Genomic DNA, 13373 nt, shown 5'->3' on the forward strand with positions numbered 1-13373 from the left:
GGGCCGCCCACCAGTGTCGCGCATTCCGCGCGGAACCCGGGCGGGGCCGGGGCCGGGAGTGTATGGTGACTGACTGGTCAGTCACCATCGCTGCGGAAGGGTGGGCGGTAGCAGCATGGCGAAGAAGGTGGACCGCGCCCGCCGGCGGGAGGAGATCCTGGCGGCGGCCGTACGGGTTTTCGCCCGCCGCGGGTACGCGGCCGCGCGTATCGACGACGTGGCGCGCGAGGCGGGCATCGCGAAGGGCAGCGTCTACCTCTACTTCGACGGCCGCGAGTCGCTGCTCCACGCCGCCTTCGAGGCCGTCGCGGCGCGCTCGGCGGAACTGCTGCGGGAGGCCGCGGAGGGCGACGGTCCGGCGGCCGGACGGCTCGCCGCGCTGATCCGCGGCGCGGTGACGGAACTCTCGGCGGACCGCGACCTCGCACGGGTGCTCCTGGACATCTGGGCCGCCGGACGGGATGTCGACTCGCCGGTCGACATGGCCGCTGCGTATCGCGACTACCGGGCGGTCGTCGCCGCGCTGCTGGAGCAGGCGGGTGCGGAGGGGGTGCCGGCGGAGGGGGCGGCACGTGCGGTGGCGGCTCCCGACGCGCACGCGGCGGTGGTCGTGGGCGCCCTTGAGGGGTGCCTGCTCCAGTGGCTCTTCGACCCGGCGGTGGACCCGGCCGCCCTGGCCGAGCCGCTGGTGCGGTTGCTGGTGCCGGGTGCGGGTGCGGGTGCGGGTGCGGGTGCGTGGTCCGGGTCCGGCGGTGACGGCCGTGACCACGTTGACCACGAGCGCGCACGGAACGGTGCGCACAGAGGAGCGTCCACGCCGTGAATCCCCTCAAGGGCGGTCCGCCGCAGGGCGGTTGGCGCCGCACGGTGCTGCGTGCCCCGATTCCCCTCTACCGGTGGGGCCTCGGGGCCCTGCTCGGCAGGCGCCTGGTCCTGCTCACCCACATCGGCCGGAAGAGCGGGCAGCCCCGGCAGGTCTGCCTGGAGGTCGTCGGACGCGGCGAGGAGCCGGGCAGCTTCGTCGTCGCCTCCGGCTACGGCGAGCGGTCCCAGTGGTTCCGGAACATCCTCGCCCACCCTGGTGTGCGGTACCAGGTGGGTGGCCGCAAGTACGAGGGCACGGCGCTGCCGTACGCGCCGGAGGAGTCCGGGCGCCGCCTCGCCGCGTACGCGGAACGGCACCCTCGTACGGCGGCCAAGCTGATGGACGCACTCGGGCACGCTCCGAAGTCCGCCGAGGAGTACGCCGCGATCGGCGCCGACCACGCAGGGGGCGTACCGCTGGTCGCGCTGCGGCCGAGTACCGGGAACCGACAGGCCGGTGCGGGCTTCGACGGCCCGCTGTGACGCACCCGGACGGGAATCAGGTCTGGTAGGCGAGGCTGTAGAGGTCCTGCGGGCTGTCGGGAACAGATACCTCCAGGCCCTCGCGGCGGTGGCGCCCTCCAGTCTGCCCGAAGTCCTCGGACGGCCTGAGGGTGAGCCGCCCCTCCGCCGCCAGAGCCTGTGCGCGGAGCAGGAGGTCGCGGGGGCTGAGGCCGAGTTCCAACGCCACCGTGGTGAGGTCGAGTCCGGATTGCCAGCTCCAGAGGAGAACGGAGTCCATCGCCGGTGACCATGCCACCGTTTCCGGGTGCGGGACGTGTGGCGGGTGAGGGGCTTGCGAAGGGGCGGGCGGCTCCTCCGTGCGCGGCTCCGGCGGCGGGGCGTGCGGCGTCTCTTCCGGTGCAGGTGCTTGCTCGGTCGCTGCCTCTTGGCGGAGTTGGGCGTCGCAGGTGAGGAGACGCTTCGCCACGCTGCGGGCGTCGTCCTTGCCGACGGTGCGCCGTGCGAGCCGCACTTCGCGTTCGTTCAGTCCCATCAGGTCGGCGACGCCGCCGTCGCTGCCGACGGTCACCGCGAAGGCAGCCAGTATTCTCGTACGATTGGCCTGCGCCTCGTCCAGGATTCTCTGGGCGTGCCGCACCTCGTCGTCACTGGCGCAGAAGGCCTCGGCAAGCAGGGAATTGCGCTCCCACAGATCACGGGGTTCCACAAAGGGACCAACGCATTACGCCAGGTGCAGGCACTGAATGTCCGGAACTGTCACCCGACTGCACGGTTCGGCATACGGTGTGCAACTCTGACGGTTTCGCCCTTGCGGGTCGGAGGAGGGCGGAGGCGAGCGGCGCAGCCCGGTTGTGCCGCTCTCCCCTTCAGCCCTCCGCGAGTTCGGCGACGCCGGTGATGCGGTGCAGGGGGTAGGTGCGCACCTGGTCGGCGGTGTGGTCGTAGGCGGTGACGAAGCCGCCCTCGACCCGGACCGGTGCGATCACGCGCTGGCTGGCGGCGCCGTCGGCGTTGACGTAGCCGATCCACAGCGCGGAACCGGTGAGTACCGCGGACTGCATCGTGGCGATGGTGTCGGCGGAGGTCGTGCGCGGCGGCTCGCCGTCGCGCGGGCGGGCGGCCGCGGCCGGGATCCGCGGCTTGTGGGCCGCCGTCGCCGCGTGGTCGCCGGCGCGGATGGCGCGCACGGCGGCCGTCAGCAGGGCGCCGTCCGGTACGGGCGGGCCGTCCGGTACCGGGTCCGGTGCGCTGCGCGGCGGCGTGCGGTGTGCGTCCGGCCGGGCGAGCAGTACGTCGCCCTCCGCCGACTCGGCAGCCGGAGCGTAGCCCATGTCCCGTAGACGGGCGAGGAGTTGGTCGGGCGGGAGGGTGGTCGCGGCGACGGTCGGGGCCAGCAGCCGAAGCCGGATCGGGGCGGAGCGCCGGTCGGCGAGGATCTCGGCGAGCAGCGTCTCGTCGTCGCAGCGCAGGTATGCGGAGGCGGCGCCGACGCGGAGCCGTCCGTGCCGTCGGGCCACGTCGTCCACCAGGTAGGACAGCGGCTGTGGCACCGGCGTGCGGGAGTGGGCGGCGAGGAAGGCGTGGATCTCGGACGCGCTGCGGCCCGCGTCCAGTCCCCGGCGCACCGAGGCGGGGGTGAAGCGGTACACGGTGGCGCCGCCCTTGGACTCCACGTCCGCCAGGACACCGAGGGCCAGGGAGAGTTCGCGTACCAGCGGGCCGGGGGCCACGGCGGTCAGGTCCGCCTGGAGCAGCACGTGGTCCAGCGGCTCGGGCAGCAGCGGCGCGAGCCCGGAGGTGGCCTCGGCGAGGGCGGTGGTGAGTTCCCGGGCGGTGAGGGACGGTCCCCAGGTGTCCGCCTCCGGGGTGGTGAGGGGGCGGGCGTAGGACGCGAGGGCGCCGCGTCCGGTGAGGCCGAGGAGTTCGGCTTCGTCGAGGGTCCAGCGGACCAGGCGCGTGCGGAGTGCGGTGCCGTCGCCGTCCGGGGCGTCGGGCGGCGACGCCGCACGGGGCCGGGGGCGCGGGGTGCCGCCGGTCGTCGCGGCGGCGCGCAGCGGGCGCTCCCAGGTGACGCGTGCGACCACGGATTCCGGTTCCGGCGAGGTGCCGGGTGCCGCTGAGGCCAGCAGGGACAGCACCCGGTGCCGTACGTCCGGGGCGGGGCCCCGGTCGAGACCGGGCCCGAGGGCGGCGAGGCTGCGGCCCTTCGGGTCCCGCTCGCCGACCAGGCCGGCGACGCGGGTGCCGGTCAGCCAGGCGCGGACCAGCCAGGTCCAGCGCTCGCCGGGTGCGGCACGCAGCCAGTCGTCGTACGCGGGGGTGGGCGCGTAGGTCTCGTCCACGGCGCCGTCGGAGGCCAGCAGTCCGGCGCCGAGGGCCAGCTCGACCCAGAAGGCGGCGGTCGGTTCGGGAAGGTCGAGGGCGACGGCGGTGCGTTTGAGTTCGCGGACGCCGAGGCCGCCGGCGCGCAGCACGCCCGGAGGGTCGGTCTCCCAGCCGCCGCACAGCTCCTCGACGGTGGCCAGCGCGGTGAGGGCCTGGCCGGCGGCTGTGGCGTCCACCGTGCGCGGGGGGTGCTCGCGCCGGGCGACGAGCTGCGGAGGCTCCGGTTCCAGCGACCGGTGCGCGCGGCCGCCGCGCAGGTGCAGCGCGACCTCGCGGGGGAGCACGACCGTACGTTCCCCGCTCGGCAGCAGCAGGCCGTGGTGCAGCAGCCGGGCCACGGGCGGGGTCGGCGCCCGGTGGTCGACCGTCCCGTACGGCGGCCCCCACACCAGGCGGGACAGCACCTCCGCGCTGTCTTCCGGCACGTGCTCCGCGAGCAGAGCCGTCATGCGCTCCCGGTCGGTGAACAGGGTGGCCAGCTCGGTGAGCGCGCTGACCGGGTCGTGCGTGGCGGGGAGGCCGTTCGCGGTGAGGAGGTCCTGCATCCGGCCGGGCGAGATGCCGGCGGTGGCCTCGGCGAGCGAGGGGCCCAGCCCGGTGGGGGAGACCGCGGGAGGCGGGGGAGCGAGGATCACGCGGGCCGTCCGGAGCAGCCGGAGCCGCTCGTCGTCGCCCCACAGCAGAGCGCGGTCTCGCAGCAGCGCGAGCGCCCGGGGCAGCTGCCGGTCGACGGCGGCCGCCTCCTCGCCGTCGATGCCGGTCAGCAGGCCGCGCAGCTCCTCGTAGCCGCACGGGTCCGGGCCGGCCGCCAGCGCCTCGGCCACCTGCAGTGCGAACCGGTCCAGCCGCTCGACGGCCCGGACGACGGAGGCGCGGGTACCGGCGCGGGTGGCGAGCTGGGTGAGGTCGCCGGGGACGGGGGAGAGCAGGTCGGGGCGGGTGCGCAGCAGCGCGGCCAGCGCCGCGTCGTCCCGGCCGCGCAGGTCGTCGGCGAGCGTGCGGGACGGCGCCGCGGCGGTGGGCTGCTGCTCCTGACTCATCCGTCCTACGGTAGCGGGGGTGTCGGCGGGACCCCGTGCTTCCCGGCGCCGGGCCGGGGGAAAACACGTTGTGGGGGTAGGAGGGGCGCTCTAGGTTCGCGTCCATGCCCGACCAACCGAGTCCGGAGCTGCGCACGCGGCGGCTGCTCCTCACCTCGTAGACGCCCGATGACGAGGACGACTTCGTCACACTTTTCCAGGATGCGCGGGTGTCGCGCTGGATGGGGGACGGCCCGCAGAGTGAGGCGGAGGACCGGGCGCTGTTCCGGCGGATCTTCACCCACGTCCATCCGGCGCGCAGGCTCGACGTGTGGGGGGTGTGGGAGGGCGGGCGCCTCGTCGGGCACGCGGAGATCAAGCGCACCGACGACGTGGACGGCCACGAGATCGTCTACGCCCTGCGCCCCGACCGGTGGGGCGCGGGCCTGGGCACGGAGCTGGCCGGGGCGGTGGTCGCCTACGGCTTCCGCACGCTGGGGCTGACCAAGGTGCATGCCACGGTCGACGCCGCGAACACCGCTTCCCTCACGCTTCTGCAACGGATCGACTTTCGACATGTCCGCGATATCGCGGAGGAGGACGGCGGCACCACCCGCCACCTGACCCGCGATGCCGACTGACCTGCCGACGCGCCCCGCCGCCACGCGGTACCGTCTGCGGTGATCGGACATCTCCGGGCGGCGAGGCGGGTGTTGAGGCAGCGGTGGGGATCGAGAGCGAGCAGCTCGTCTTCGACTATCTGAGCCGGGTCGGCGACCTCGCGCACGGAACGTCGATGACCGCGGCCGACCGGGCACGGCTGGTCGGCGGGCTGCGTACCGAGATCGAACGGATGCGTGCCGCATCCGGCGGCGGTGACGGCAAGGCCGCCGTACGCAAGGTGCTGGACCGGCTCGGGAAGCCGGAGGAGGTCGTCTCCGAGGCGCTCGGCGGCGAGACCGTCTCACTGCGGAAGACCGGCCCTGCGGACGACGCGGACCCGGACCGGCCGCGCGGCCGCAGGCTGCCCCTCCTTCCGCAGATGAGGAAGGAGGACACCGGGTCCGGGCCGCCGCCCTCGCGTGGTGCGTCGCCGCCGCACATGGCCGGCATGGACGAGCTCGGCCCTCAGGAGACCGACCCCGACTGGTGGCGGAGCGGCCCTGCGACGGGCGGCGCCGCCCGTTCGGGGCTGCCCGGGGCCCGCGATCCGCGGTTCGACATCCCGGACGCGTTCAGCGGCGGCATCGAGCTGCCCGAGGTGTTCCAGCGCCCGCCCGAGGACGGGAAGGACGGTGCCCCGGCCGCGCCGCCGCAGGCGCCCGCCGCCGCCGTGGTCGCCGACGCCGCTCCGGCAGGGGGAGCGCCGCTGCTGGGTGCCCTGCTCGCGGGGCGCCGGAAGCGGGCGGCGGGCCCGGCCGCGGGCGGAGTCGTCGAACTCCTCGCCGCCGGGCTGCTGGTTGCCGGCGCGCTGCTGGGTTCTCTGGTGCCGCTCGGGCTGGGCTGGCTGGCCGCGTACTGGTCCCCGCGGCTGACCCGGAGCGAGGCCAAGGGCGCCGCGCTCGGTGTGCCGGGCGTCACCGCCGTGGGCGGTCTGGTGTGGCTGTGGGGGCGGCAGGACGGCCGCTGGGGGCCGCCGCTGCCGTCCGGCGGGGACGCGATGCAGCAGGCGATGGAGGAGTCGTGGCCGGTGGCGCTGCGCGTTGCGGCGGTGGCGTCCGCGCTGTTCCTGCTGTGGCGGGCGCGCAGGCGCCCGGCCTGAGGGCGCCGGTCCGGCGGGTTCGGGCCCCCGGCAGAATGGCGGGCATGCCCTCCCACCCGCTGACGGTCGGATTCGACCTGGACATGACCCTGATCGACTCGCGGCCGGGCATCAGGGCCGCCTACGAGGCGTTGTCGGCCGAGACGGGCGTGCACATCGACGCCGAGCTGGCGGTGTCGCGCCTGGGGCCGCCGCTGGAACAGGAGCTGGCCCACTGGTTCCCGGCCGAGCGGATCGCCGAGACCGGCGAGCGCTACCGCGAGCTGTACCCGGCGTACGCGATCACCCCGGCCCTGGCCCTGCCCGGCGCCCGCGAGGCGCTGGACGCAGTGCGGGACGCGGGCGGCCGCACGGTTGTCGTCACGGCGAAGCACGAGCCGAACGCGAAGCTGCACCTGGAACATCTGGGGCTGGAGCCGGACGCGGTGGTCGGGTGGCTGTGGGCCGAGGCGAAGGCCGAGGCGCTGCGCGCCTACGGGGCGCAGGTGTACGTCGGCGACCACACGGGGGACGTGCGGGGCGCACGGGCGGCGGGAGCACTGGCCGTGACGGTGCCGACGGGGCCGTGCGGGGCGCACGCGCTGCGCGAGGCCGGCGCCGACGTCGTGCTGGACGGTGGGCTCCCCGACTTTCCCGGCTGGCTCGCGCGGTACGTGGCCGGGGGCCACCGGGCGACCTGAGCTCCGGGCTGTGCCCGACGCCTGCTCAGCCCCGGGTGGAGGGCGGGCCCCCGGCCCTGGAGGCGCGGGCGGCGCGGCGCTGGGCGGCGGCGGAGCGGAGGACGCCCGCCCCGGCCAGGGCGAAGCCGACGCCCATGAGCATGCAGATGAAATACGCCGCGGCCGGGAACGGATCGGTGCCGAGGAACAGCGGCGCGACCGTCACCAGGGTGGCGACGGCGCCGACGAGGAAGACGACGCCACCGGTCCGTACCAGCGCGTCTCCGGCTCGGGGAGTTTCAGTGTTCACCCGCTCAGGGTAGATCCGTGGACAGGCGACCGAGGAGGCGAGAAGGCGCCCGGGGTCGTCTTGCCACCCCGCCGCGGAGCACTAGCCTGGGGGAAGGCGGGCTGGAGGGCCCGCCTCGACTGCTTCAGCGATCACGATCAGCAGACCATCGCGCAGCCGGACGACCCGTCCGGCTGCGCGAACGAGTGACGAGGGACGAGACGGACGTGCCTACCGGCAAGGTCAAATGGTTCAACGGTGACAAGGGCTTCGGCTTCCTCTCCCGCGACGACGGCGGTGACGTCTTCGTCCACTCGTCCGTGCTGCCGGACGGGGTGGAGGTGTTGCGGCCCGGTCAGCGCGTCGAGTTCGGCGTCGTCGCCGGGCAGCGCGGCGACCAGGCGCTGTCTGTGTCCCTGCTCGACCCGACGCCGTCCGTCGCGGCGGCTCAGCGCCGGAAGCCGGACGAGCTGGCGGGCATCGTGCAGGACCTCACCACGCTGCTGGACGGCGTCTCGCAGTCGCTGGAGCGCGGCCGGTACCCCGACAAGGCTCACGGCCGGAAGATCGCCGGCATGCTGCGGCACGTCGCCGACCAGCTGGACGTCTGACCGCCGTGCGCCCGGTCCCCGCGCGCGGGGACCGGGCGCACGGCGGTCAGGGGAAGCGCAGCGCGTCCGCCGGGATGGGCGGGACCAGTCCTTCGGCCGCCGCGCGGGTGAGCAGCCCGCGCACGGCGGCGTAGCCGGACTCGCCCAGGTCCGCGGTGTACTCGTTGACGTACAGGCCGATGTGCTGGTCGGCGACCGCCGGATCCATCTCCTGCGCGTGCTCGCGCACGTACGGCCGGGAGGCTTCCGGGTCGTCCCACGCCAGCCGTACGGAGGTCCGCGCCGCCTCCGCGAGGGCGCGCAGCCGTTCCGGGCCCAGCGAGCGGCGGGCGATGATCGCGCCCAGCGGGATGGGCAGCCCGGTGGTGTGCTCCCAGTGCTCGCCCAGGTCGGCGACGCAGTGCAGGCCGTAGGAGCCGTACGTGAAGCGGGCCTCGTGGATCACCAGGCCGGCGTCGACGCGGCCGTCGCGCACGGCGGGCATGATCTCGTGGAACGGCAGCACCACGATCTCGCCGACGCCGCCCGGCACGGCGTCGGCGGCCCACAGCCGGAACAGCAGGTAGGCGGTGGACCGTTCGCTCGGCACCGCGACCGTGGCGCCGGTGAGCGAGGAGCCGCCGGCTCCGGCCGTGCGGGAGAGGACCAGCGGCCCGCAGCCCCTTCCCAGCGCCCCGCCGCACGGCAGCAGGGCGTACTCCTCCAGCACCCACGGCAGCACGGCGTAGGAGACCTTGAGCACGTCGCCCTCGCCGCGCACGGCCAGGGCGTTGGTGACGTCGATGTCGGCGAACGTCACGTCGAGTTCGGGGGCGCCGGGGACGCGGCCGTGCGCCCAGGCGTCGAAGACGAACGTGTCGTTGGGGCACGGCGAATACGTGATCCGCACCGGCGCCTCCGCCTTGTGCGTCTCCGGACCTTCCGGCCAGGGGCCGAGGACGGGTGCCGCCGCCCGGAAGGCGGTGGTCAGTGCACGCAGCGCCTCCGGGATGCGCCAGGCGTCGCGGTCCCGGGGGCCGACCGGGTTGGAGACGGTGCGCACCTCCAGCACCGGCAGGTCGTGTGCGGCGGCGGCCTCGGCGACGCCGAAGCCCTCCATGGCCTCCACCACGGCACCGGGGTGCCGGGCGGCCAGTTCGCCGGCGCGTGCGGCGGTGCCGGTGACCGTCGAGGCGGTGAGCACCGGCCCGGTGACGGCGCCCGCGGCGTCGGCGAGGGCGCGTACGAGCGCGGGCGGCGGCGTGTGCACGACGCGGCCGAACCCGAGGTCGGTGACGGAGGTGAAGCCGTCTGCGGTCTCGGCGCCGAGGTCGGCGGCGACGATCTCGGTGGCCACCACGGTGCCGCCCACCGCCACTTGCCCGGCGAAGCCGCCGCCGATCCCGGCGGACACCACCAGGTCGTACGGTTCGCCGGCGAGGGCCGCGGCGGTGAGCGCGCTCGCCGCACCGGCGGCGGCCGCCGCGGGGCCCACTCCCGCGGCCAGCACGTCCACGGCCAGGCCGCGTCCGCCGGGGGCGGCGGCCGGGCGCACGCGGTGCAGGGCGTACCCGCCGGGCAGGGTGCTCACGTCGTGCCGGGTGCCGGTCTCGTGGGGCGTTGCGGTCTCGTCGGGGGTGTCGAATCCGGCCGTCACGGCGTCGCGCTCCGCCGCGACGGCGGTGGCGACCAGGACGCGCAGCGGTCCGGCGGCGGCAGGGGAAAGGGGAGCGGACACCTCGGCGGCCACCGTCACTTCTCGCGTGTGACCTTGATGTTCCAGACGCCCTCGAGCTCGTCTTCGCCGAGGGTGGCGACGCTGAGCGTCACCTCGTCGGGTGCCGAGCCCTGGCCGGGCTGCGGCTGGAACCACTGCTCGGCGTCGAAGGTCTGGTACGTGCTCGTCAGCTCCTCGGCCGACATGGGCCGCTGGTTGGCGAAGACCACCCAGCCCGCGTCCGCCATCTCCGGCTCGACGCCGACGTGCACCCGGTCGCCCTGGCGAACGCCGATGGTCGCGTCCGGCTTCTGCTTCAGGCAGGCGAAGCCCTCGTCGCGCGACAGTGCCTTGCCGTCCTCGGCGTAGCAGGCGGCCTCGGTCGTCACGGTCTCGCTGCCGACCGTGACCGTCATCAGCGGCGTCGGCTTCTCGCAGGCCGTTGTGACGAGGAGGCCGAGGGTGGCGGCGCCCAGGGCGGCGGCCGTGCGCAGGCCGCGCCGCGAGACGGAGAAGGCATAGCTCATGCGGGGCAATCTACCCGGCGGTCGCTTTCAGGCCACGCGGGGGTGCGGGGACCCGCGCCGGGCCGAGGAGAGCAGGCCGCGCCCGGCGGTGAGCGTGCCCACGGCGATCAGCGCGGCGCCGACGGCCATGCCGAGGATGCCGTTCAGCGGCAGCGAGATGCCGATCGCGCCGCCCACCACCCAGGACATCTGCATCAGCGTCTCGGACCGTGCGAACGCGGAGGTGCGCACCTGTTCCGGCACGTCGCGCTGGATCAGCGCGTCCAGCGACAACTTGCCCAGCGCCTGCACGATGCCGGCGGTCGCGGCCACCACCGCCACCATCACCGTGCTGTACAGGGCCGCGGCCACGACCGTGGCGCCGAGCGCGCACAGCAGCACCGTGGTGATGATCATCTCGGGGGCGCGTTCCTTGAGCCAGGCGCCGATGGCCGTGCCCAGCGCGTTGCCTCCGCCCGCCGCCACGGCGACCAGGCCCAGCGACACCGACGCGCTCATCCCCGACAGCGGCTCCTCGCGCAGCAGGAAGGCCAGGAAGAAGATCAGGAAGCCGGACAGTGCCCGTACGCACGAGTTCGCCACCAGCCCGCTGCGCACCGACACGCCGACCGTGCGCAGCCCCGGCCGACGCCGGTGCACGCTCTCACCCGCGAGGAACGCCTTCCGCTCGCCCTTCGCCGAGTCGACCTTCGGTGCGAGCGAGAACGACAGGAAGGTGCCCAGCACGAACAGCGCCATCGCCCCGTACAGCGGATACGACGGACCGAGCTGATGCAGGCCGGCACCGATCGGCGCCGCCGCCCCGGTCGCCAGCAGACCGGCCAGCGTCACCCGGGAGTTGGCCTTGACCAGGGGGTAGCGCGGCGGCAGCAGCCGTGGCACTACGGCCGAACGCACCACGTTGTACGCCTTGGACGACACCAGCACACCCAGCGCCGCGGGGTACAGCTCCAGGCCGCCGCCGGCCACCGCTCCCGCCATGGTGATCGCCAGCAGCGCGCGCGCCAGCATCGCGCCCGCCATCGCGAACCGGCGGCCGTGCGGGATGCGGTCCAGCAGGGGACCGATGACCGGCGCCAGCAGTGCGAACGGCGCCATCGTCACCAGCAGGTAGAGCGCCACCCGGCCGCGCGCCTCGCCCGTCGGCACGGAGAAGAAGATCGTCGATGCCAGCGCGATGGTGATGAGCATGTCGCCCGCGGAGTTCACCGCGTGCAGCTCGATCAGCTTGCCCAGCCCCGACTCGCCCGCCCCCTGCGCGTGCGTGGCACGCCGGATACGGCGGGCCAGCGCCGCCGGTGGACGCCCGGCCGCGCGTGCCATCCGGGCGGCGCGCCCGGGCCGGGCCTTCTCCGGCCGCTCGGCGTTCTCGCCCAGCAATCGTCCGGTGCCCGCCCGGTCCGGACCGGTCCCCTCGCTCTCGGTACGCGACGGAATCGGGCGGACCGCGGGCGGTGTCTCCTGATACGCCTCGTCGGCAGCCACGACGTTCAGTGTGCCCCAGATGTCGGCGGCTACCGCGTTGCGGCGGATTGGGCGTGCCCCGGGCGCGACGCGGGCGGATCGGGCCGGGTCCGCGCCGGCGACGGCCGGGGGCGCCCGGGGGCCGCGCGGAGTCGCGGCGGGCGTGTTGGGGTAGCGTGGATGAAACGGTGCGCCCCGCACGGCCTCGAGTGTGGGCGCGGACGTCGCAGCGGCCACAGGCTCCGCTCCGTCCGCTTCCCCCGCCCCGCCCGGCCGCACGGCCAGCGCCCGCCAACGACTACGACGGCGCTTCGGCGTGGGAGACGATTCTTGTGAGTGCAGCATGAGCGCCGGCACGCGACGCCGCCGTACGACGCGTACGCCCGACCGGCTCTGCGCCGAGGCCGTCGCCCTGGCGCGCGGGGCCGTCGAGGAGGTGGCCCCGGCCGACGAGATCGGGGAGTGGCTCGAGGCCGTCGCGGACGACGACCGGGTGGTGACGCACCTCTTCGAGTGCCGCAAACCCGGCTACCGGGGCTGGCGCTGGGCCTCGACCGTCGCCCGCGCGTCCCGCGCCCGCGTCGTGACCCTCGACGAGACGGTCCTGCTGCCCGGGCCCGACTCGGTGCTCGCCCCCACGTGGCTGCCCTGGAACGAACGGCTCCGTCCCGGTGACCTCGGCCCCGGCGACCTGCTGCCCACCGAGAGCGAGGACCTGCGGCTGGAGCCCGGCTTCACCGGCGAGGACGCACCGCCGCCCAATTCGCCCGTCGCGGAGGAGATGTCCGGCCGCGACGAGGAAGGGAACGCGGAGGAGCCCGGGGCCGGGGGCGCCGCGGCGGTCGCGGTTCCCGCGCAGCCGCTGCCCACCCGGGCGGGCATCAACGCCGTCGCGCAGGAACTGGGCATGGCACGCGCCCGCGTCCTCTCCCGCTACGGCCTGCACACCGCGGCCGACCGCTGGGAGGAGTCGCACGGCCCCCGCACCGCCATGGCGCAGGCGGCGCCCGCGAGTTGCCTTTCCTGCGGCTTCCTGGTGCCCCTGGCGGGCTCGCTGCGGCAGGCGTTCGGCGTCTGCGCCAACGAGTACAGCCCCGCCGACGGCCAGGTGGTGTCCCTGTCCTACGGCTGCGGCGGCCACTCCGAGGCCGCGGTCATGCCGAAGCCGCCCCAGCCGCCGCCCCCGGTAGTCGACGAGACCCGCGCCGACGCCTTCGACCTGCACGACCGGGCCGCCGGGCCCGCGGGCGACGCCACCGAGACCGAACCGGGCGAGACCGGTCGCGCCGACCGCAGCGGTGGGAACGGCGACGGCGGCACGGCGGACGCGAGCGGGACGTCCGGTCGTAACGGCACGGCAGACGGCACGGCGGACGGCGCGAGCGGCAAGCAGGCGGGGAAGAGCGGCAAAAGCTCCCGGAACGGCCGCGGCCGCCGTCGCGCCGCCGCCCGCTGAGGCCGCCGAAAGTGGTACGGCGGACAGGGCGGGCGTAGGGGCGTGCGGATGTCCGCCGGCGCCGGGCGGACGGTTCGCTGCGCTGTTCGAGCCGGGTACCCGCGTGGATGAATCCGTCGCGACACCGGTGGCGGCCGGGTCCGTCGTGGGCGGCTCCGGAAGACGATCGTCGTCCC

General features: G+C 75.2%; 11 protein-coding genes and 3 pseudogenes. 7 read left to right on the plus strand and 7 right to left on the minus strand.

Going from position 1 to position 13373, the window contains the following annotated elements; all coding sequences use genetic code 11:
• Positions 1-115: 115 nt before the first annotated feature.
• Positions 116-823: a TetR/AcrR family transcriptional regulator gene (locus tag E4198_RS14990; RefSeq protein ID WP_136183588.1), complete on the plus strand. Its 708-nt coding sequence runs from the start codon at positions 116-118 to the stop codon at positions 821-823.
• The gene (locus tag E4198_RS14995; RefSeq protein ID WP_136183589.1) at positions 820-1347 is read left to right on the plus strand and encodes a nitroreductase family deazaflavin-dependent oxidoreductase; all 528 of its coding nucleotides are present in this window, start codon (positions 820-822) and stop codon (positions 1345-1347) included. The genes E4198_RS14990 and E4198_RS14995 overlap by 4 nt, the downstream gene beginning before the upstream one ends.
• A gap of 16 nt (positions 1348-1363) precedes the next feature.
• On the opposite strand, the gene E4198_RS15000 is transcribed toward E4198_RS14995, so the two are convergent.
• The gene (locus tag E4198_RS15000; RefSeq protein ID WP_136183590.1) at positions 1364-2035 is read right to left on the minus strand and encodes a hypothetical protein; all 672 of its coding nucleotides are present in this window, start codon (positions 2033-2035) and stop codon (positions 1364-1366) included.
• A gap of 160 nt (positions 2036-2195) precedes the next feature.
• A complete protein-coding gene (locus tag E4198_RS15005; RefSeq protein ID WP_136183591.1) occupies positions 2196-4754 on the minus strand; it encodes a helicase-associated domain-containing protein in 2559 nt (852 codons plus the stop codon).
• A gap of 104 nt (positions 4755-4858) precedes the next feature.
• Between E4198_RS15005 and E4198_RS15010 the strand changes: the two are divergent.
• The 3 genes and pseudogenes from E4198_RS15010 to E4198_RS15020 all read left to right on the plus strand — a co-directional run bounded on the left by E4198_RS15010 (position 4859) and on the right by E4198_RS15020 (position 7175).
• Positions 4859-5374, plus strand: a pseudogene (locus E4198_RS15010) (GNAT family N-acetyltransferase).
• Positions 5375-5457: 83 nt separating this feature from the next.
• Positions 5458-6495 (plus strand): hypothetical protein, encoded by a 1038-nt coding sequence (locus tag E4198_RS15015; protein WP_136183592.1) that lies wholly within the window; start codon positions 5458-5460, stop codon positions 6493-6495.
• Between the two features lie 35 nt (positions 6496-6530).
• Positions 6531-7175 carry a haloacid dehalogenase-like hydrolase gene (locus E4198_RS15020; protein WP_136183593.1) on the plus strand — a complete coding sequence of 215 codons (645 nt, stop codon included), beginning with the start codon at positions 6531-6533 and terminating at the stop codon, positions 7173-7175.
• A 25-nt stretch (positions 7176-7200) separates the two neighbouring features.
• Here E4198_RS15020 and E4198_RS15025 read toward each other — a convergent pair whose 3' ends face one another.
• The gene (locus E4198_RS15025; RefSeq protein WP_136183594.1) at positions 7201-7464 is read right to left on the minus strand and encodes a hypothetical protein; all 264 of its coding nucleotides are present in this window, start codon (positions 7462-7464) and stop codon (positions 7201-7203) included.
• A gap of 206 nt (positions 7465-7670) precedes the next feature.
• Here E4198_RS15025 and E4198_RS25720 point away from each other — a divergent pair, with 206 nt between their 5' ends.
• Entirely contained in the window at positions 7671-8054 is a 384-nt protein-coding gene (locus E4198_RS25720; RefSeq protein ID WP_136183595.1) for a cold-shock protein, read from the plus strand.
• 46 nt (positions 8055-8100) lie between these two features.
• On the opposite strand, the gene E4198_RS25480 is transcribed toward E4198_RS25720, so the two are convergent.
• The 4 genes and pseudogenes from E4198_RS25480 to E4198_RS15050 form a co-directional block, all read right to left on the minus strand.
• Positions 8101-8943, minus strand: coding sequence for a 1,4-dihydroxy-6-naphthoate synthase (locus E4198_RS25480; RefSeq protein ID WP_168711516.1), 843 nt, complete (start codon positions 8941-8943; stop codon positions 8101-8103).
• Between the two features lie 60 nt (positions 8944-9003).
• Positions 9004-9789: pseudogene (locus E4198_RS25485) on the minus strand (futalosine hydrolase); the annotation flags it as partial.
• Positions 9786-10277 (minus strand): hypothetical protein, encoded by a 492-nt coding sequence (locus E4198_RS15045; RefSeq protein ID WP_027765740.1) that lies wholly within the window; start codon positions 10275-10277, stop codon positions 9786-9788. The pseudogene E4198_RS25485 and the gene E4198_RS15045, both read right to left, overlap by 4 nt.
• Positions 10278-10304: 27 nt before the next feature.
• Positions 10305-11600, minus strand: a complete 1296-nt coding sequence (locus tag E4198_RS15050; protein ID WP_136185401.1) for an MFS transporter — start codon at positions 11598-11600, stop codon at positions 10305-10307.
• Between the two features lie 484 nt (positions 11601-12084).
• Between E4198_RS15050 and E4198_RS15055 the strand changes: the two are divergent.
• A pseudogene (locus tag E4198_RS15055) lies at positions 12085-12942 on the plus strand (DUF3027 domain-containing protein); the annotation flags it as partial.
• Positions 12943-13373: the final 431 nt, after the last annotated feature.

This window comes from Streptomyces sp. RKND-216 (assembly GCF_004795255.1).
Taxonomy (GTDB): domain Bacteria; phylum Actinomycetota; class Actinomycetes; order Streptomycetales; family Streptomycetaceae; genus Streptomyces; species Streptomyces hazeniae.